General features: G+C 57.4%; 18 protein-coding genes and 2 tRNA genes. 5 read left to right on the top strand and 15 right to left on the bottom strand.

Going from position 1 to position 19,891, the window contains the following annotated elements:
* The first annotated feature begins 8 nt into the window (after window positions 1-8).
* Entirely contained in the window at window positions 9-878 is an 870-nt protein-coding gene (locus tag AC0N03_RS08840) for a DUF6671 family protein (protein ID WP_474288321.1), read from the top strand.
* A 220-nt stretch (window positions 879-1,098) separates the two neighbouring features.
* Window positions 1,099-2,169, top strand: coding sequence for a class 1 fructose-bisphosphatase (locus tag AC0N03_RS08835; RefSeq protein WP_474288320.1), 1,071 nt, complete (start codon window positions 1,099-1,101; stop codon window positions 2,167-2,169).
* Window positions 2,170-2,275: 106 nt separating this feature from the next.
* On the opposite strand, the gene tam is transcribed toward AC0N03_RS08835, so the two are convergent.
* The 5 genes from tam to AC0N03_RS08810 all read right to left on the bottom strand — a co-directional run bounded on the left by tam (window position 2,276) and on the right by AC0N03_RS08810 (window position 6,075).
* Window positions 2,276-3,055 carry a trans-aconitate 2-methyltransferase gene (gene tam, locus AC0N03_RS08830; protein WP_474288319.1) on the bottom strand — a complete coding sequence of 260 codons (780 nt, stop codon included), beginning with the start codon at window positions 3,053-3,055 and terminating at the stop codon, window positions 2,276-2,278.
* A 90-nt stretch (window positions 3,056-3,145) separates the two neighbouring features.
* The gene (locus AC0N03_RS08825) at window positions 3,146-4,114 is read right to left on the bottom strand and encodes a glutathione S-transferase family protein (RefSeq protein ID WP_474288318.1); all 969 of its coding nucleotides are present in this window, start codon (window positions 4,112-4,114) and stop codon (window positions 3,146-3,148) included.
* Between the two features lie 16 nt (window positions 4,115-4,130).
* Window positions 4,131-4,739 carry an alpha/beta hydrolase gene (locus tag AC0N03_RS08820; protein WP_474288317.1) on the bottom strand — a complete coding sequence of 203 codons (609 nt, stop codon included), beginning with the start codon at window positions 4,737-4,739 and terminating at the stop codon, window positions 4,131-4,133.
* Window positions 4,740-4,776: 37 nt separating this feature from the next.
* Window positions 4,777-5,658, bottom strand: coding sequence for a VOC family protein (locus tag AC0N03_RS08815; protein ID WP_474288316.1), 882 nt, complete (start codon window positions 5,656-5,658; stop codon window positions 4,777-4,779).
* A gap of 12 nt (window positions 5,659-5,670) precedes the next feature.
* Window positions 5,671-6,075, bottom strand: a complete 405-nt coding sequence (locus tag AC0N03_RS08810; RefSeq protein ID WP_474288315.1) for a DoxX family protein — start codon at window positions 6,073-6,075, stop codon at window positions 5,671-5,673.
* Window positions 6,076-6,181: 106 nt separating this feature from the next.
* Between AC0N03_RS08810 and AC0N03_RS08805 the strand changes: the two genes are divergently transcribed.
* The gene (locus AC0N03_RS08805) at window positions 6,182-7,159 is read left to right on the top strand and encodes a LysR family transcriptional regulator (RefSeq protein ID WP_474288314.1); all 978 of its coding nucleotides are present in this window, start codon (window positions 6,182-6,184) and stop codon (window positions 7,157-7,159) included.
* A 15-nt stretch (window positions 7,160-7,174) separates the two neighbouring features.
* Here the strand turns inward: AC0N03_RS08805 and AC0N03_RS08800 are convergent, their stop codons facing one another.
* Both AC0N03_RS08800 and AC0N03_RS08795 read right to left on the bottom strand, forming a co-directional pair.
* Window positions 7,175-8,125: a DMT family transporter gene (locus AC0N03_RS08800; protein WP_474288313.1), complete on the bottom strand. Its 951-nt coding sequence runs from the start codon at window positions 8,123-8,125 to the stop codon at window positions 7,175-7,177.
* A gap of 46 nt (window positions 8,126-8,171) precedes the next feature.
* A complete protein-coding gene (locus tag AC0N03_RS08795) occupies window positions 8,172-9,605 on the bottom strand; it encodes an aldehyde dehydrogenase family protein (protein ID WP_474288312.1) in 1,434 nt (477 codons plus the stop codon).
* Between the two features lie 193 nt (window positions 9,606-9,798).
* On the opposite strand from AC0N03_RS08795, the gene rimO reads away from it, so the two are divergent.
* Window positions 9,799-11,121, top strand: a complete 1,323-nt coding sequence (rimO, locus tag AC0N03_RS08790) for a 30S ribosomal protein S12 methylthiotransferase RimO (protein WP_474288311.1) — start codon at window positions 9,799-9,801, stop codon at window positions 11,119-11,121.
* Here rimO and AC0N03_RS08785 read toward each other — a convergent pair whose 3' ends face one another.
* The 6 genes from AC0N03_RS08785 to AC0N03_RS08760 form a co-directional block, all read right to left on the bottom strand.
* On the bottom strand, window positions 11,122-11,952 hold the full coding sequence (locus tag AC0N03_RS08785) for a tetratricopeptide repeat protein (RefSeq protein ID WP_474288310.1): 831 nt from the start codon (window positions 11,950-11,952) through the stop codon (window positions 11,122-11,124).
* 271 nt (window positions 11,953-12,223) lie between these two features.
* Window positions 12,224-14,926, bottom strand: coding sequence for a valine--tRNA ligase (locus tag AC0N03_RS08780; protein WP_474288309.1), 2,703 nt, complete (start codon window positions 14,924-14,926; stop codon window positions 12,224-12,226).
* 98 nt (window positions 14,927-15,024) lie between these two features.
* Window positions 15,025-15,633: a PopZ family protein gene (locus AC0N03_RS08775; RefSeq protein WP_474288308.1), complete on the bottom strand. Its 609-nt coding sequence runs from the start codon at window positions 15,631-15,633 to the stop codon at window positions 15,025-15,027.
* A gap of 101 nt (window positions 15,634-15,734) precedes the next feature.
* On the bottom strand, window positions 15,735-17,045 hold the full coding sequence (locus tag AC0N03_RS08770; protein ID WP_474288307.1) for a TolC family outer membrane protein: 1,311 nt from the start codon (window positions 17,043-17,045) through the stop codon (window positions 15,735-15,737).
* Window positions 17,046-17,302: 257 nt separating this feature from the next.
* Window positions 17,303-17,953, bottom strand: a complete 651-nt coding sequence (locus tag AC0N03_RS08765) for a protein-L-isoaspartate O-methyltransferase family protein (protein ID WP_474288306.1) — start codon at window positions 17,951-17,953, stop codon at window positions 17,303-17,305.
* A gap of 56 nt (window positions 17,954-18,009) precedes the next feature.
* Window positions 18,010-18,083: transfer RNA gene (locus AC0N03_RS08760), tRNA-Cys, on the bottom strand.
* Between the two features lie 149 nt (window positions 18,084-18,232).
* On the opposite strand from AC0N03_RS08760, the gene AC0N03_RS08755 reads away from it, so the two are divergent.
* A tRNA-Gln gene (locus AC0N03_RS08755) sits at window positions 18,233-18,306 on the top strand.
* A 7-nt stretch (window positions 18,307-18,313) separates the two neighbouring features.
* On the opposite strand, the gene AC0N03_RS08750 is transcribed toward AC0N03_RS08755, so the two are convergent.
* Both AC0N03_RS08750 and AC0N03_RS08745 read right to left on the bottom strand, forming a co-directional pair.
* Window positions 18,314-19,471, bottom strand: a complete 1,158-nt coding sequence (locus tag AC0N03_RS08750; protein WP_474288305.1) for a tyrosine-type recombinase/integrase — start codon at window positions 19,469-19,471, stop codon at window positions 18,314-18,316.
* 156 nt (window positions 19,472-19,627) lie between these two features.
* The gene (locus AC0N03_RS08745; RefSeq protein WP_474288304.1) at window positions 19,628-19,882 is read right to left on the bottom strand and encodes a hypothetical protein; all 255 of its coding nucleotides are present in this window, start codon (window positions 19,880-19,882) and stop codon (window positions 19,628-19,630) included.
* Between the last annotated feature and the right edge of the window lie 9 nt (window positions 19,883-19,891).

Below are 19,891 nucleotides of genomic sequence, written 5' to 3'. Positions count from 1 at the left end.
TGTTCTTGATGCCGCGCTCTGAAAGACGGCTCTATCAGGACACGATCGCGGTACTGACGTCGATGCACGCCAAGGAGCGTGCCATCGGCCCGGTACTGCGGGCCGAACTGGGACTTCAGGTCGGGCTGGCCGAAGGTGTCAATACCGACCAATTCGGCAGTTTCAGCCGCGAGGTCAAGCGTATCGGGTCTCAGATTACAGCCGCCAGAGCGAAAATCGCAGCCGGATTCGAGCAAACGCCTCACGCACAGGTGGGTTTAGCGAGCGAGGGAAGCTTCGGGCCGCATCCTTTCATGCCATTCGTGGCCATCGGACGCGAACTCGTGCTGATGGCAGATCGCGTCAGCGGCCTCGAACTCACCGGCTATGACATAAGCGTTGAAACCAACTACGCGCACATTGTCGCGCGGGACCTCGCGGCGGCCTTTGCTTTCGCGCAGCGCGCCAAATTCCCCGGACACGGATTGATCGTAATGGGCAGCAGGGACGAGCGTCCGGCTCCGCATCTATTGCTTAAAAAGGACATCACCGACGCTGCTGGGCTGGAAGCGGCAGTCGAAGAGGCTTTAAGAACCTGCGGCAGTGCTTTTATCGAAACCGATATGCGCGCCCACCGCAACCCTACCCGCATGGCCGCGATTGAACGCGCAACCCGCGATCTTGCCCGTCGGTTTCATAGCCGCTGCCCAAGCTGCGATTATCCGGGATTCGATGTTACGGAGCGGATCCCCGGATTACCATGTGCTGATTGCGGCAGTCCGACGCGCGTGATCATGACCGAAGTGCTGGCATGTCGTTCATGCGGACATCGGATGGAGCGGCCAGCTACAACGGAGAAGACGTCAGACCCCGGAAAATGCGACGTGTGTAACCCCTGAACGCCTTCGCGCTTCAAGGGCGCGCGAGACTGGGAAATGCCTGCCGCCCTGAAACAGGACGCTGGCGCGCCGTCATATCGGCCGCGTGATGCCGCCCCTGAAATGCGTCAGCCAATCGGCCAGATCTGCCCCGGCAGATCGCAAAAAGCCATGACGTTCTGCCGGTTGTGACGTATGGAGGAGAGAACAGCCTTAAACCCATCCGCCCTCCGGAGTTTAAATGACGAACCGACACAGCACCTTCAGCAAGTTCATGATCGAGCGACAGCGCCAGTCCGCTGTTGTCGATGCCAATCTTGCGGCCCTGCTCAATGATGTGCAGACCGCCTGCAAGCAGATTGCGCTCGCCGTGTCGCGCGGCGCGCTGAACGATCACGGCGCCATCAAAACCGATATCAATATTCAGGGCGAGGAACAGAAACCGCTCGATGTCCTCACCAACCAGATCATGCTTGAGACCTGCGAATTCGGCGGTCAGGTCTGCGGCATGGCTTCGGAAGAGCTTGAGAATCCCTATCCGATCCGCGATGGCTATCCGCGCGGACGATATCTGCTGGTTTTCGATCCGCTTGACGGCTCTTCCAATATCGACGTGAATGTGACTGTCGGCACCATCTTCTCGATTCTGCGCGCGCCGGACGGCGTCACCAATCCTGCGACCGCCGATTTCCTGCAAGAGGGAACGGCTCAGGTCGCGGCGGGCTTTGCACTCTACGGGCCAAGTTCGATGCTCATTCTCACGCTGGGCGATGGGGTGCAGGGCTTCACGCTTGACCGTGAAATCGGCTCTTATGTGCTGACCCATCCAGACATGCGCATTCCTGAGACCACTCAGGAATTTGCCATAAACGCCTCCAACGCCCGCTTCTGGGAGCCGCCTGTACGCCGCTATGTCGGCGAGTGCATCGCCGGCAAGAGCGGGCCGCGCGGCAAGGATTTCAACATGCGCTGGATCGCCTCGCTGGTGGTGGAAATCTTTCGTATCCTGATGCGCGGCGGCGTATTCATGTATCCCTACGACACCAAGAATCCGGACAAGCCGGGCCGGCTGCGGCTGATGTACGAGGCCAATCCGATCAGCATGATCGTCGAACAGGCGGGCGGCCTCGCCTCCACGGGACGCCAGCGCCTGCTGGAACTGCAGCCCCATGATCTGCATCAGCGCGTGCCGATGATCGTCGGGTCAAAATCCGAAGTCGAGCGGCTTGTCGCCTATCACGCAGCTTTCGATGCCGGCGACAATGAGGAAGCGGATGCGCCCCTGATCAATGCCTTGTTTCATGCCGACTGAACACGTTAAGTGCGGTCAATCAGCGCCCTCTTGCCTCTTGTCCTGAACCGGTGGAAGGCTGGGGGCGCAAGCCGCCGATGTTATTTTGATTCAAACAGAAACTGTTTCAATCAGGCGCCCGGCGGACAATCATGAACAGCCGCGGAAATGGCAAAAGCAATGTTCCGTCCGCCTGAACGGGATAGGCCGCGCCAACGGCAGCTTTGTATCGTGCCAGAAAGCTGGAGCGTTCGTCCTCGTTCAGACGATCGAGGAAGGGCCGCAGCCCGCTCCCCTTGAACCATTCCACCACAGCATCAGCCCCGCCGGCCAACGGGTGATAATAGGTTGTGCGCCAGATATCGACTTTTGCACCATCCCTGCTCAACACACGATAATATTGATCAGCAGACAATATCTGCGCGCGTGCGGCCGTTGCGCTTGCCAGCCTGCCCGCCCACGGCCCATCCAGAGCAATTTCCCGCATGAGCCGGTGTGCCGGTTCCTCAAGATTGTCGGGCATCTGCAGCGCAAGACACCCGCCAGGCGACAGGCTTTTTATCAGCCGGGGCATCAGCCGCTCATGATCCGGCAGCCATTGCAGAACGGCATTGGCGAGAATCACGTCAAACGCCGAATCGGCCTGCCAACTGGCGATATCGCCAAGCTGAAACCGGATTTGCGGCAACCGCCGGGTGGCGGCGGCAATCATGTCTGCTGAACTGTCGAGCCCGAAAACAAGCGCCGCCGGAAATCTTTGTTGCAGCAATTGCGTCGAATTGCCCGGGCCGCAGCCTATGTCCACCGCGCGATTTACCCCGATATCCGGAATATGCGCCAGAAGATCGAGAACGGGACGGTTTCGCTCGTTCTCGTATTTTCGATATTGCGCTGCAGACCAACTCATCGGGCCCTCCGGATGTCTACCCCGCTCGCTGCCGCCGTCTTGCGCGCATTGCCGCCATTTTGCAATGGCGGTTAAACCCGCTGCTGCAACTCACTGAGCCTTCAGCAAACCTGCAAACGGAAGATCCGGCCCCAGAGGCACGATCTGCATCGGATTAAGCGCCTTGATGGAATAATAGCCGCGCTTGATGTGATCGATATTCACGGTGGCCGCGACACCCTCGATGGAGAGCACGCGGTCGACGAAGGCACTGAGGCGCGGATAATCGGCAATACGGCGCAGATTGCATTTGAACAGGCCGTGATAGGCGGCATCAAACCGCACCAGCGTCACGAAGAGCCGTATATCCGTCTCGGTAAAGGCGTCGCCAAACAGGAATTTCTTCTGGTCGAGACGCGCCTCCAGTTGATCCAGCGTTGCGAAGACCTGATGAAAGGCCTCCTCATAGGCGGCCTGCGTAGTGGCAAACCCAGCGCGATAGACACCGTTGTTCAACGTGGGGTAGATCGACTCGCTCAGCGCATCAATCTGTCCGCGCAAATGCTCGGGATACAGATCCACCGATTGATCCGCCAGATGCCCGAAACCCGAATTGAACATGCGCAGGATATCCGCCGATTCATTATTCACGATGGTCTTGCGCTTCTTGTCCCACAGCACGGGCACCGTCGCCCGCCCGGAAATATGCGGATCGGCCTGTGTATATATTTCATGGAGATAGGTCGCGCCGTTGATATGGTCGCGCGTCGCCCCCGCATAGTCGCCAAATCGCCAACCTTCATCCGTCAAAGCCGGTTCCACAACCGATACGGAGATAATTCCGGTCAATTTCTTGAGCGCCCGCGCCATCAGCGTTCGCGAGGCCCAGGGACAGATATAGGCGACATAAAGATGATAGCGGTCAGCTTCGGCGGCAAAGCCTCCCTCTCCTGTCGGCCCCGGCGCGCCATCCGGCGTGATCCAGTTCCGGAAGCTCGAGGTCTGGCGAACGAATCCGCCCTTCTCGTCGCTGGCCTGCACCGGGTGCCAGTCCGACGTCCATTTTCCATCGATAAGCATGATCAGCTATTCCTGTTCAGGCCAGAAGGCCCTTGATAAATTTGAGCCCCAGAGCAACTCCGTCAGGCGAAATCTCGTGTCCGAGGCCGGGATAGACCCGGCTCTCGACGTCAAAGCCGATATTCTGCAGGATGTGCGACGCTTCGACACCGTCCTGCACCGGCACAACATTATCGGCATCGCCATGGACAAGCAGAAGCTTTGTCGGCGAGGCCAGCAGTGGCCCGGGCGAAGCCAATCTGCCGGAATAGGCCAGCCCGCCCGCCACCGGCCAGCGGCCGGAAGCCACAGCATCGAGCAGCATCATCGCGCCCTGCGAAAAGCCCGCAAATACGATGCGATCGAGCTTGTTCTCAAAGCCATACTGGCGAAGAACCTGCCCGATCACATGATCAAAGCCTGTACGCGCAGCAGATATGCGAGCGGGCCTGTTGTCCCGCGTCACGCCTGCGACGCTGAACCACTGGAACCCCCAGCCGAATTCCGAGGCCTGCGGCGCATCTGGCGCCGCAAATTCCAATCCGGGCAGTTCAGCGCGCCAATGATTGGCGAGAGCCTGCATGCCCGCGCCATTGCTGCCGACGCCATGCAGAAGAATTACCAGTCCATTGGATGCAACAGTCATGTTAAACCCCCGATATCAGTCGCCCGCCCTGAAATATTCAGGCTGCAAGACGGAGCTGAACATTCAGACCCCACGGGTCGGCAACGTCAATGCCACCGTCCGCGATCTGAAATGGTGTTCCGGCCGCGCTGAGACGATCCCTTATTGCCTGTTCAGTTGCGGTATTCGCAACAATCAGCTCGAAGGCCGCAAGACCGGCACTCAAGTCTGTTCTTGCACCGGCGCCGCGGCTGTTCCAGATATTGGTTGCAAGCTGATGGTGATATCCGCCCGCGCCAAAAAAGCTGCCGCCGGGATACCGGCAGGTGATGTCAAAGCCAAGAATCCGCCCATAAAAGGCCTCTGCCTCGGCTATGGCGCCCACCTGCAGATGCATATGACCAACCACACCGCCTTTCGGAAACCCGGCCCATTTGCGCAATGCGCCGGCCCGCACGAGACTCTCGATATCAAGCTCCTCGCTTGGCATATTGATCGCGCCATCCACGCGCGGCCAGCTGGCGCTGGGCCTGTCGGAATAGATTTCAATTCCGTTGCCTTCGGGATCTGCGAGATAAATCGCTTCGCTCACCAGATGATCCGATGCGCCCTGTACCGGCAAGCGCTTCTCGATGGCAAATTGCACCCACGCGCCCAGATCAGCGCGGCTTGGCAGCAAGAAGGCCGTATGAAACAAACCGGCCTCCCGGCGCGAGCGCTCCCGTGCCTCCGGCACATGACGCAGTTCGAGCAGTTCCCGCCCCGCCGCACCGAGCCAATGATGATCCTTGTTGGAGCGGATGAGGTGCAGCCCAAGAGCTTCTCGATAAAAAGTACTGACCCTGACAAGATCACGCACAACGAGAGTGACCCTGCCGATCCGGAGCGGCGTGTCGGCGAGGATAACCTCGCCGTCCGCCTGAGATTTTATTTCTGACATGAAACTCTCCTCTCAGAGGCTGGAACTCCGCTTTGCAGCAAAAGCGCCATCGCCGATCAGCGCCACCGCAAGCAGTCCCGCAATCCAGAAAGCCGGAAATTCCCAGCCGCCATTCGGATTGGTGAAGAAAAACCCTGCGTGACCGTGGACGGTGGCAATCGCCCCGACCAGCACAGGAATGAGAATGATCGCTGCGATACGGCTGTAGAAGCCGGCGAGCAAAGCCAGACCGCCAAGCACCTCAACACAAATCGTGATATAGGCCAGAAACGGCGGCAAACCGAGACTTCCGAAGAACTGCGCGGTGCCCGCAGGCGTGAAGACAAAAATCTTCAGTCCGGCATGGGCGAGAAACAAAATGCCAAGGCTAAGGCGCAGAAGCAGGGCGGCATAGGGAGCGGTACGTGTATCAATCATGGTCAAATTCCTTTCCTGATGTTTGACCGGACAATGATCTGTTTTCATTGGATTGATAATATGCTTATTTTGGATATCAGTTCACACTATAAGAGTGAAATAATCCATGCCCGATCGTTTCACCAGCCTTCAGGTTTTTGTCAAAGTGGCGGCGCTTGGCGGACTTTCGCCCGCAGCGCGGGCTCTGCGCATGTCGCAGACCATGGCCACAAAACATCTTGACGCTCTCGAAGAGCGGCTGGGTACCAAACTCGTACACCGCACCACGCGACGTCTGACCCTGACCGACGCGGGCCGCATCTATCTGGAGCGCGCCGAACGCATTATTGCTGAATGGGAGGAAGCCGACGCGCTGGCCATGAGCGAGCGCATTGATGTGAAAGGCATGCTGCGCGTGAATGCGCCGCTGTCCTTCGGATTTCGCGAGATTGCCCCGCTTCTGGCCGAATTTGCGCAGCTTCACCCGCATCTCACCATCGATCTTGGCTTGAACGACCGCCTCGTCGATCTGATCGAGGAAGGCTGGGATCTGGCCATTCGTATCGGCCAAATGCGCAGTTCCACCATGATTGCCAGAAAACTGGCCCCGTGCCGTCTGGTGGTGGCCACTTCACCGGATTATCTTGCTGCAAACGGCACGCCGCGCACAATCGCCGACCTCACGCAGCACAATTGCCTCGGCTATACGCTCTCTAATGCGCTCGGGCCGGAGCAATGGACATTCGGCACCGACGAGCAGATTGACGTTGCGATTCATGGAAACCTGCGCGCCAGCAATGGCGACGCGCTGGTACAAGCCGCGGTGCGCGGTCAAGGGATAATTTACGAACCAAGCTTTCTGGTCGGCGACGCTTTGCGCACAGGCGCGCTTGTCGCACTTGTGCTCGATCATCCGCCGATAGAGTTTCCCGGCATTTACGCGGTCTATCCGGCAACGCGCCACCCGCCGGCCAAGGTTCGTGCTTTCGTTGATTTTCTGTTTCACAAGTTCGGGCCCAATCCGCCTTGGGATCGCGGGCTGGATTTTCCCGGTCCGGCACCGCGCAAAGGCAGACAATCTCCTGACGGCATTGCTCAGGTCTGACTATAAATTAGCTTCCTAACCAATTGTTTCAGAAGGAAGAAGCGCCGCCTTTCGCGCATGATCGCGCGCCTTGATCCGCTCCCGGTTGATAATATACAGGCCGGAGCTGATAATGATGGCGATGCCGATCCATGTCAGCGGATGGGGAAAATCGCCAAAAAAGAAATAGCCATAAATCGTCCCGGCAATGATCTCCAGATATCCCAGCGGCGCAAGCACCATGGCGGGTGCCTTCTGAAAAGCGACAATGATCATGCCATGCGAGGTCAGCGAGGCCAGCCCGACACCAAAGATCAGCAGCAAATCCGACACGTGCGGCCAGAGGGCGCTCTGTTCAGGTATGCCGGCCAGCGTCGACAGAACCAGCGACACGCCCAGAAACGCCGCGCCCGCCAAACCGGTGATGAATTGCGAGGCCAGAATGGTTCCGTGCCCGGCCAGCTGGCGCGTGAGCAGATGATAAAATGCAAAAGCCGTCGCCGATCCGAGCGGCAGCAAGGCATGAAAGCCGAAAATCTCGTAATTGGGCCGGGCGACAACCAGACAACCGACAAAGCCCACGCAGCAGGCCGCCCAGCGGCGCGCGCCAACCTTCTCCTTCAGAATGAGGGCGGACAGCGCCGTCAGCAACATCGGCTCGACAAAGGCGATGGCGAACGCATCCACGAGCGGCATCACCTTCAGCGAGGATATGAACAGGAGCGAGGTCAGGGCCAGCATCAGCCCGCGCAGAATCTGCCTGCCCAGAAGGGGCGGAATCAAATTTCGGCCCTGCCCGGTTGCCCAGGCGAACATCAGACACAAAAGCGCCTGAATAACAAAACGGCCGCAGGCAACCTCCAGCGATGGCACATTCCTGATGGCAAGCTTTGCCAGCGCATCGATCATGGGTGCTATCTGCATGGCGACAATCATCACCCAGACGCCGCCAATGACATCGCCGCCCGCCAGCGGGCCCTGTCTCACGCGATTCGAAATAACAGCCTCCCCGGCGACTCTGAAACGATTTAACTCAATCCGTTCCAAAGCCGATTATCGACTTGTATTCAAGATAATCATGCAGGCCATAGGCGCCATATTCACGCCCGTTGCCGGAACGCTTATAGCCGCCGAACGGGGCGAGATAATCGGCGGGAGGATAATTGATCTGTACCGTACCCACGCGCAGCCTGCGCGCCACGGCCCGCGCGCGACGAATATCTCCCGATTGCACATATCCAGCGAGGCCATATTCGGTATCATTGGCGATGCGGACAGCCTCATCCTCGTCGGCATAGCCGATCATCATCAGCACTGGCCCAAAAATCTCGTTGCGGGCAATGGTCATCTGCGGTGTTACGCGGGCGAAAACCGTAGGCCTGACATAATAGCCCCGGTTCATGCCATCGGGCCGTCCCAGACCGCCCGTCACCAGTTCCGCGCCCTCACGGATGCCAAGATCAATAAAATTCTGGATTTTCTGAAAATGCGCCTCGCTGACAACCGGCCCGAGATGAATGGCCGGATCCTTGGGATTGCCAACGCTATAGCTCTGCGCCGCGCTTCTTGCGATGGCAATGGCGCGGTCCATCCAGCGGTGCGGCACCAGCATGCGTTGCGGCGAGTCGCAGGACTGGCCCGAATTGAGATAACATCCGGCAATGCCATTCGTGACTGCCGTATCGAGATCCGCATCGTCGAGGATGATATTGGGAGAATTTCCACCCAGTTCCTGCAGAACGCGCTTGACCGTATCGGCGGAGTCCTTCGCCACCTGCGTTCCTGCCCGGGTCGATCCGGTGAAGGACATCACGTCGATATCCGGGTGCACGGACATGGCATGGCCAACCACCGGCCCCGTGCCGTGAACGAGATTGAACACGCCCTTCGGCACACCGGCCTCATGCAGAATTTCAGCGAAGACAATAGCGCTCAGCGGCGCGATTTCGCTGGGCTTGAGCACCATGGTGCATCCGGCGGCCAGCGCTGGCGCCACCTTGCAGGCGATCTGATTCAGCGGCCAGTTCCACGGCGTAATCAGCCCGCAGACACCCGCAGCCTCAAGCGCAACGCAGGTTGTACCTGCATGTTTCTCAAAGGAAAACGTCTCCAGCACCTCGATCATGCGGTCGATATGTTCAATGCCAGAGGCCACCTGCCCTTCGCGGGCAAATGTATAAGGCGAGCCCATTTCCGCCGTCATCGCATCGGCCAGTGCGTCAAATCGCGCCCGCATATGTCCGGCGACTTTCTTCAGAAGGGCCAGACGCTCGTCGCGGCTCGTCGTTGAATAGCCAGCGAATGCCCGTTTCGCGGCAGCAACAGCCAGATCGACATCCTGCGCGGTGCCCAGCGCCAGATGCGCGACAACCTCCTCCGTCGCGGGGTTGATCACATCCAGAAGATCGGCATGCGCAGGCCTGACCCAGGCGCCGTCAATGTAGAATTGACCTGAATTCCAGTTCATGATTTCCGCCCTCACCCAGTTTGATCTTTCGGGTTCAATGTAGCGGCAATAATTGCCGGACTCTAACGGAATTCGACAAACAAGGTCGCTATTCACATTATCGCGGCTTGCGCCACGCCGTTATGTTGCAATAAATTCCGCTCAATATGCGGTTTTTATTGCCCTTTGCCGCAAGTCATGGCAATCGAACGTCATGACGACATCCAGCGCACCCCGTATCTCCTTCGTCTCCCTCGGCTGCCCTAAGGCCTTGGTTGACTCCGAACGCATCATCACAAATCTGCGCGCCGAAGGCTATGAACTCACCAAGTCTCATGCTGGCGCCGACGCGGTGATCGTGAACACCTGCGGCTTTCTCGATTCGGCCAAGGCAGAATCTTTGGCGGCGATCGGCGCGGCGCTCAAGGAAAACGGCAGGGTCATCGTCACCGGCTGCATGGGCGCCGAACCGGAACAGATCCGCGATGTCTATCCCAATATTGCCGCCGTCACCGGGCCGCAGGCCTATGAGTCAGTGATGCAGGCCGTGCATGCCGCTGTCCCGCCTCAGCATGATCCGTTCATCGACCTCGTGCCCGAACAAGGCATAAAACTGACGCCGCGTCATTATGCCTATCTCAAAATATCGGAAGGCTGCAACAACCGCTGCTCGTTCTGCATCATTCCCAAACTGCGCGGCGATCTCGTATCGCGGCCGCTGGGGGATGTGTTGCGCGAGGCTGAAAAGCTGGTGAAAGCCGGCGTCAAGGAATTGCTGGTCATTTCGCAGGATACATCCGCGTACGGGCTCGACATCCGTTATGCCGAAAGCGCGTTTCAGGACCGCATGATCAAAACCCGGTTCTTTGAACTTGCAAGCGAACTCGGCAATCTCGGCGCATGGACCAGATTGCATTATGTCTATCCCTATCCTCACGTCGACGAAGTCATTCCTCTGATGGCGGAGGGGAAAATCGTACCCTACCTCGACATCCCCTTCCAGCATGCCGCGCCAAATGTACTCAAGGCGATGAAACGTCCCGGCAATCAGGAAAAGACTCTGGATCGTATCCGGAAATGGCGTGAAATATGCCCGGATCTGGCCATCCGCTCGACCTTCATCGTCGGATTTCCGGGGGAGACAGAGGAAGATTTCCAATTCCTGCTGGATTGGCTCGACGAGGCTAAACTGGATCGTGTCGGCGCTTTCAAATATGAGCCGGTCCGGGGCGCGCCCGCAAATGATCTTGGTCTGAACATTGTGCCAGATGAGCTGAAACAGGCACGCTACGAGCGCTTTATGAAAAAGCAGCAAGCCATTTCAGCGCAAATCCTCAGGCAGAAGGTCGGCAAGCGCTTGCAGGTCATCATTGATGAACCCGGCCCGACCGTATCCAAAGGCCGGAGCAAGGCGGATGCTCCTGAGATTGACGGATCGGTCTATGTCGGTTCGCGCCGCCCGTTGCGCGCCGGCGATATCGTCACTGTGAAGATCGAACGCGCCGACGCCTACGACTTGCACGGAACCGCTGTCTGATTACTGCCCCTGATCGTTGGACTGCATCTGCGTCATGTAGATTGTCGCCACCTGTTTGTCCTCATCGGAGGCGGAGGCGGCGGCATTGTTGTAAAGGTCGATGATCCACTTGTCCTTGGGGCCTGCAACAGCATTGCGCGCAAGGGAGAGCCACATCAGGCCGCGGCCTTTCTGCTGCTGCACGCCCTGTCCGAAAAACAGCATATGACCCAGAAGGGCCTGTGCCGCGTGATGATGCTTGAGCGCCGCGAGATAGAGCCATCGCGCAGCCTGACGCGGATCTTTCTCGCAGCCCTTGCCGTCGAGAAACATGCGCGCAAGATTGTATTGCGCATTCGGATCGCCAAAATTCATTGCGGCAAACTGGAACATCGCGAAGGCGCGGGCCGGATTGGGCGGCACCTTGGATTTGGCTATTCCATTCAGCGCGTAAACACCAACGGCAACAAAGGCATTGGACACAACAGCGCGTTCGCGCTGATCCATCGCCTCCTCGTCGTCCTCGTGATAATTGTTCACAATGCTCAGAAAATAATCATAGGCCTGCTGGTCGTCATGCTGCACGCCGTCGCCATCCGCATACATGCGGCCCAATTTCCATTGCGCCAGCGGATAGCCTTGCGAAGCGGCATATTTCAGGGCAGCAACTGAATTTTCGTAGGCGCCCGATTGATAATCCTCCAACCCCTCGCGAAAGGCGTCCTGAGGATTCGAAAACAGCGGTATTTCAGGTTTCTGCTCGGCAGGCAGCCGCGACCCGTCAAGCGCCAGAGCTGGTCCGGCACCCAGAATCGAAATCAGGAGCGAGCAAATTACGGAGCGACTAGCCATCTGTCTGCACTCCGCCGGCAATAGCGAAAACTGCAGGCCAACCGCGCCATTCCGAACAAGGACACTCATTACCCGACTTCGCCATAAACCAGCACCAAACTTGACTTTCAACAGAAAATAACAAGCGCAAAAAACTCTGTCATATTCTGTTCATGTTACCTGTGATCAAGCGCGCAGTTTATGGCTGAAACGCGGCAATCCAAGCCTGAAACGCAGCGATCTGCGATTCATTTTCAAGTGTAGCACTTTTGCAACAATATTGACGCGTGGCTCAGCCGACTGCCTTAAGGGCGAGTTGAAGCTTGGCAACGCGGGCCAGCGCCTCCGTCTGACGGTCGCGGTTTTCCTCGATCACTTCTTCCTTGGCCCGGGCCATGAAATCAGCATTGGCAAAGCGCGCGGCAATTTTGTCAGCCTCCGCCTGCCACTTCTCGATTTCTTTAGCGAGACGCGCCTGCTCGGCAGCAAAATCCACGAGGCCGGCGAGAGGCAGAGCAACCGTTTGATTGCGCACTACCAGTTGCACCGAGCCGGACGGCACCTGATCGGCGAATGAAATATCGGAGATTCGCGCAAGACGCTTGATCGTATCGCCGCGCGCGGCAATCAGCTGTTTCATTTCAGCCTGTGCGGAAACAAGCACCAGCGGAATCTGCGCCCCGGCATTGATGTTCATTTCTGACCTGATTGATCTGATCTCGGAGACCAGATCCACCACAAAGCCGATCACAGCTTCAGCGTCGTTCGCCGGCAGATCCACAGCCTTCGGCCATTCGGCCAGAGCCAGCACACTCGTGCGCGGCGAACCGGCGAGCCCCTTGATCGCCCATAATTCCTCAGTGATGAACGGCATGAACGGATGCAACAGCTTCAGGATTTCATCGAGAACAAAAGCGATGGTTGCGCGCGTCTCCGCCTTGAGCTGCTCGTCCTCGCCCATGAGGACTGGCTTGACCAGTTCGAGATGCCAGTCGCAAAATATGTTCCAGACGAATTTATAGGCGTGCGAGGCCGCCTCGTTGAAGCGATAGGCCTCAAGCGAGGCCGTGACGGCGGCAACAGCCCCGGCTGTCTCGCCGATAATCCACTGATTGAGCTGCTCCCTGACGGACGCCGGATCAAATCCGGCGACACGCTCGCAATTTTGCATCTCGGCGAAGCGCGCGGCATTCCAGAGCTTGGTGGCAAAATTGCGATAGCCCTCGACCTGCGCCTTGGCGAGCTTGATATTGCGGCCCTGCGTGGCGGAACTGGCCATGAAGAAGCGCAGCGCGTCAGCGCCGAACTTGTCGATGAGTTCGAGCGGGTCAACAACATTGCCCTTGGTCTTCGACATTTTCTGGCCTTTTTCGTCCAGAACAAGGCCATGGATATAAATGTCATGGAACGGAATTTCTTTTCGGAACTGCAGCCCCATCATCATCATCCGGGCTACCCAGAAAAAGATGATGTCGAAGCCCGTCACAAGAACCGATGTTGGGTAATAGCGCTTGAGTTCTGCAGTCTCGTCCGGCCAGCCCAGCGTTGAAAACGGCCAGAGCGCCGAAGAAAACCATGTATCCAGCACGTCCTCATCGCGCTTGAGAGCGCAGACATGCCCATAATGCTTGAGCGCGGCAGCCTCCGCAGCGGCCTGATCCTCGGCGACGAACACCTGCCCGTCTGGTCCATACCAGGCCGGAATCTGATGGCCCCACCATAATTGCCGCGAAATGCACCAGGGCTCGATATTCTCCAGCCAATGGAAATAGACCTTCTCATTGTTTTTAGGGACGAATCGCGTCCGACCGCTGCGCACCGCCTCCAGCGCCGGCCCGGCCAGCGTCTTGGCATCGACATACCATTGGTCGGTCAGCCACGGCTCAATAACGACGCCGGAGCGGTCGCCATGCGGCACCTTATGCAGATGCGGCTCTATTTTGTCGAGCAGGCTTCGCTCCTCCATCATGGAGACAACCAGCTTGCGGGCGGCAAAGCGATCCTTGCCATGCAGCGCTAACACGGCCTCAAGATCATCGGATGGCGGCACATTGTGCAGGAAATCGAGATTGCCCCACAGCGAGAGCCGCGCCTCCGCATCCAGAATATTGATCAGCGGCAGATTATGCCGCTTGCCCAGTTCGAAATCGTTGAAATCATGCGCCGGCGTAATTTTGACGGCGCCGGTGCCTTTTTCGGGATCGGCATATTCGTCGGCAACGACAGGTATCCTGCGCCCAACCAGCGGCAGGATCGCAAACTTGCCGATAAATTGCTTCAGCGCCGGATTTTCAGGATGAACGGCCACGGCCGTATCGCCCAGCATGGTTTCGGGCCGCGTGGTGGCAACAACGATATATTCGTCCGAATTTTCAATTGGATATTTAAAATGCCAGAGATGTCCCTTGATGTCTGTGAGTTCCACCTCAAGATCTGAAATGGCGGTGAGGAACTTGGGGTCCCAATTAACGAGCCGCTTGGCTTTATAGATCAGCCCGTTGTTGTAAAGCTCAACAAAGACCTTGATCACGGCCCGCGACAAACCCTCGTCCATGGTAAAGCGTTCGCGCGACCAATCGCAGGAGGCACCAAGACGCTTCAACTGATTGATGATGGCCCCTCCGGACTCGGCCTTCCATTCCCAGACGCGCTTTAAAAAGGCCTCGCGGCCCATCTCGCGCCGGCCGGGGAGCTTGCGCTCAGCCAGTTGACGTTCGACAATCATCTGCGTCGCAATGCCAGCATGATCCGTACCGGGTTGCCAGAGAACGTCGCGCCCGCGCATACGCTCAAAGCGGCACAGAATATCCTGCAACGTATTGTTGAGCGCGTGCCCCATATGCAGATTGCCCGTGACATTGGGCGGCGGGATCACAATGGAATAAGGCTCGGCACCTGCCCTGTCGGCGCGCCCTGCACGAAATGCCCCTTCAGATTCCCAAAGGGCAGCGATACGCGCTTCAACGGACGCGGACTCAAAACGGTTATCCATCATGGAACAATCTCTTTACAGTCTCTTGGATTTTGCACGCACAAAAGACCACGCGAACAAGCATGTCAATGCGTGATGACAGTGCAGACCTATCAGATTGTTCAGCCGCCGCGGGCAACGCGCTCAATTTCGGCGCGCACCAGCTTTTCCACCAGTGTAGGCAAATTCTGATCCAGCCAGACTTTCAGCATAGGACGGAGCAAATCCTTGACGAATTCGTCCATATCGAGGTTATCGTGAATGGTTCTGGCCAGATTCAGGGCCGAAAACGCCCCAGATACCGCCTGATTGGATGTGGTGGACAGCAGTTGCGGCTGGCTTGGCGCCGCCGGCTGGCCTTTTTCGGTCACGCGCGGCTGCGGCGAAAATTCCGGCTTCATTGAAGCCCCCGCTGTCGGCTCCGGCAGCGGCGCGGTCGTCTCGCGCACGTAGGCAGGAGAATCGGTTACAGGCAACGAACTGCGCAGCGGTGTCATCGAGACGACCGTGTCTTCCTTCTTGGGCGAATCCGCACGCTGCAGTTCGGCAGGTCTTGTGGTGATTGACGGTGTTTCAGCCCGGCGCTCAGCCGCAGCATGCGCGGGCATCCGCGGCTCGCCATCGGAAATAATCCGCCGGATCGAAGCCAGAATTTCCTCCATCGAGGGCTCATTCGCCCTTTGATCGGCAGCAAGGCGATCTTTGGAATTCTGGGTCAGGTTCGCATTCATAACGAGTTCACCAATCAATACCGCGCGTGGAACTATATGCTGCGATTAGACGCTTTTTTTGATTCAGCAACAAGACCGGCTACCGATTTGATTGTGGATAGTCAGTGTTCTTCCGGCGTGCGCAGGCCATACCACTTGTCCTTGACCTGATCAAAATGCGTCTTTGGATTGTAAATTGCCACTTTCAGGCCAAGCGCGCGCGGCGTGAGGCGGCCAATGGCCGCCAACAGTGCATAAGATGCAACAACCCTGTCCCGCTGCGCCGTAACGAGGCTCACCCGCGCGTTGAGCAATGTCTGTTGCGCGTTCAGCACGTCGAGCGTCGTGCGCTGACCGACCTTGGCCTCCTCGCGCACGCCGTTGAGAGCCAGCTCTGCAGCAGAAACCTGCGCCTTGGAAGCCTCGACGACGGCTTTTGAATTCGACAGAATACCCCAGGATGAAACCACGGCGGCCCGCACCAGATCGCGCTCCGCGTCGGTCTGCAATTGCTGCTGGCTGGCTGTTTCCTTGGCCTGTCTTATTGTCGATGTGGATACGCCGCCGTCATAGATCGGCACGGATATCTGGCCGACAATTGAAGCAACCCACGAGCGCGAATTGGGCAGATTGCTTACGGAATCATAGGATTTTTGCATTGAACCCACGACATTAACCGTCGGATACAGCGAGCCCTCGGCAATTTTCACACTAAGACGGGCCGAATCGACACCATAAGCAGCGGCAAGTATCGCCGGGTGTTCCTTTTGCGAAATGCTGATCGCATCGTCCAGCGCCTTTGGCAGGCCGGAAGTTGCCGGATTTACGGGCTCCAGCCGTGAGGGATCGCGCCCGACGACAAGACGATAATTTGCCATGCTGGTCTTGAGATTAGATTCCGCAACCAGTTGGTCTGACTGGCCCTTCGCCAGCCCGGCCTCGGCCTGCGCCACGTCGGTGCGCGTAACTTCGCCAACCTTGAAACGATCCTGCGTTTGTCGCAGCTGCTCCTTCAGCACGTCGACATTGTTCTTCTGCAAGTCATAAATCGCCGAATCCCGCAGGACGTTCATGTAATAGGTGACGCCATCCTGAAAGAGGCTCTGTTCGGTATTGCGCAACACCTCGCGCTGGGCCAGCACATCGGCTTCGGCCTGGCTCACGCCGTTCACGGTCCGGTTACCGTTCCAGATGTTTTCCTGAACACTCATGCCCACGGATCTCGGCAAGGTGTTCGTATCTGTATGAACGGTGGTTCCTGAACTCGGAAAGGTCGATGCGGCGTTCTGGGCTCCCGCCTGCGCCGACAACGACACAATGGGCCTGTAACCGGCCGTCGCCTTTGGCACATTTTCGTCCACGGCACGGGTAGCGGCACGCTGGGCGTTAAGTTTCGGATTGTGGAGATAGGCTTCGGAGAGAGCGGATTGCAATGACTCGGCTCTTACCGGGCAAAAGCTCAGAACCACTGACCCGAGACAAGCCAAGGCAGCCAACTTATTCAATGGATAACGAACAAGCCCCGATGCCATGCCAACCTCTGCCCACGCCGAATCAAAGTCACATCTTTCAACACAGAAAGGAACCTTGAGCAATTATGGCAAGCCTGAGCGCCAAACCGCCAGACAAATTATCAGTTTTCAACCGAAAGACATATCGACAAAGTCAGCCTGCGGATATTCTCACGGGCTCAGAAAACGAAATCAGGCTTCTTCTGGAATGCGCTGAGGCGGGGAGCAGCCACGTCAAACAGATTTCGCGCGCTGAAAACGGCGCCGCTGCGCTCGAACTGCACAGCCTTTGCGGCCCTGCCCTGCCCCATGACGGCGATGAGACGGCCATCGTCCTTAAGCAGGTTCAAAAGCGGCGCGGGCACTTCATCCACCGCACCATTGATCAGGATTGCATCAAATTTCTGGGTGAGCCCGGCCCCATCAATCAGGGATCCACTGCGGCATTCAACATCGCCCAGCGCAAGCTTCAGAAGATTTGCGCGGGCCTGATCGCACAGCGGCGCGCTTTCCTCAAGCAATGTCACCTTCGCGCCCATCTTAGCCAGCAGAGCGGCGCTGTATCCCGCAGCATCGGCAATATCAAGCACCGTCTCGCCGGGCGAAAGGTTGATTGCCTGAATGAGCTTGGCGGTGACCATCGGCATCGGCAGTATACGGCCATTTCCGACAGGAATTTCACGATCCGAATAGGCAACGGCGGCAAATTCGGCTGGCACGAATGTTTCGCGCGGCAAGACATAGAGCGCCTCAAGCAGGCTGGGCTGCGACACTTCATTGGTGCGGATCTGCCCGTCAACCATCATCTGCCGTTGAATTTCAGCGTTCATGATTTTCACCTGTCCCTGCCGCATCGGGGAAACGCATTGTTACAAACCCGGACATCTGGAGGCCTCGGAGGGAATCGAACCCCCGTACAAGGATTTGCAGTCCTCTGCGTAACCACTCCGCCACGAGGCCTCTACATATATCCGCAGCACTCAGCTGACACCATGCCTATAGCGAGACAAAGTTCGGCCTGCAAGCCATAAGAAGCAGAAAAACACCAAACAATGCTCTTGCGTTCTGCGCCAACCTCGATTATTCCACTGCCTCGCAGCGCACTGCGTTGGGAAATAGTTCAACGGTAGAACAGCGGACTCTGACTCCGTTAATCTTGGTTCGAATCCAGGTTTCCCAGCCATCTGTTTTTATTGAGTTTTCTTCTCTGCGCCGACCAGACCGGTATGACCGGTTTCCACCTTGGTTTCCAAAATTGTTCTCGTTTCGAGCTTTCTAATCGCTGATTTAGCAAGTTCAATGTCGCGGCTGAAATAGTGCGAATCCAGAATCGAATTGACATCTTGGAGCGAATGACCGGTCAAAGTGGCGATTTCGCCTTCCGAACAACCGGCAATAAAAAGCCGCGTCACGGCCGTTCCGCGCAGGTCATGGAACGTAACGCCGCTGATCCCAGCCTTGATGCAGGCCTTGCGCCACGACACGCGAAAGCCGTCCGGCGTCCAGGGAATGCCAGACTGATTAACGAGGATTTGCGGCGCACGGCATTTGGTGGCATCGAGTTGCGCTTTAAGCGGCGCTCCAACAGGAATGGTGACACGCACGCCAGTCTTGCTTTGCCTGAGCCGAATCGAATGACCATCATAGGCCGACCATGGCAGAGACAGAAGATCGCCCTGCCTCTGGCCCGTCCACAAAGCCAGGATCAAAGCCAGTTTCAATTCAGATGAGGCAACTCGGTTGAATGCGGCTTCGTGTTCGGCCGACCAGATGTTGTCATTGCGATCGCTCTTATAAAGGCGGCCGCCCTTCTCGCACGGATTGCCGGGCGTCAGGCCGCGATCATAGGCCCATGACAAAACGCGCGCCAGCACCGACCAGCTGTAATCCGCCTGTCGCCGCGACGCCTTGGCCAGCTTATCGCGCCAAGCCATAAATTCACCGCGAGACGCGCGATCTGCAAGGGCCTCGAGCGGGAAATCGCCAAATTCCTTTTCGATCAATTTAATTTTGCCGATGTAATCTTGCCGCGTGCGCAGGGCGAGGCCGGTAAATTCACCGCTTTCCTGATAGGCATGGAGAATAGAAAGAATTTGTCCGGACGGCTTGGCTTTTCGCTCTTTCACCGCTTCATTGTATTCGGCAATAAATTCTGGCGTTCCGAGCTTTGCATAAAGGCGGGGACCACCGCGCCAAGCATACCAATATTCGGCGACGGATCCGTCAGCCAGACGTTTGACGACTTTTTTAAGCCCTTTGAGCCGTAGCCGCACGTTTTGCCTTCCATGCTTCAAGAGCGCTCGAAGGCGAATCCTTCGGCTCGCCGGAGACCAATACGATTTTCCCATCAGAATTGATCTCAATGCGCGTCACGTCAAGCCCAGCAGCCTTGGCGCCTTTTATGGCCCGAGCGATATCCGCTTGACGAAATCTGACTGAGCCCCTGGTCATATGACTTCCTTTGCCACCACGAAGGCAGCCTTTAATGCCGACCTACAACCGGCTTACAGAACTTCCGGCTTGCCATCGGCGCCGCAATAGCCGTGACTGATGTCGATCGACTGGCCAAATCCCGCCCGTCTGGATGGATTATTTATCGAAAGCTTGGGCAGCCAACGCCAGGACATGCATTCAGATCCAATGCACATGGTCGTCGGCATATTGTCCTCGTTGCGATTGTAGCAGGCGGCAGATGTGCCGTTCGCCTCCAGCTTGCGCCCGTGTCTGCACCATTTTGTTTTTGCTTCATCTTCGGTCATTGGTTTGAT

The organism is Methylocystis sp. sgz306128 (assembly GCF_056032725.1).
The sequence above is the reverse complement of the archived record's forward strand: the minus strand, read 5'-3'. Positions and strand labels throughout refer to the sequence as shown.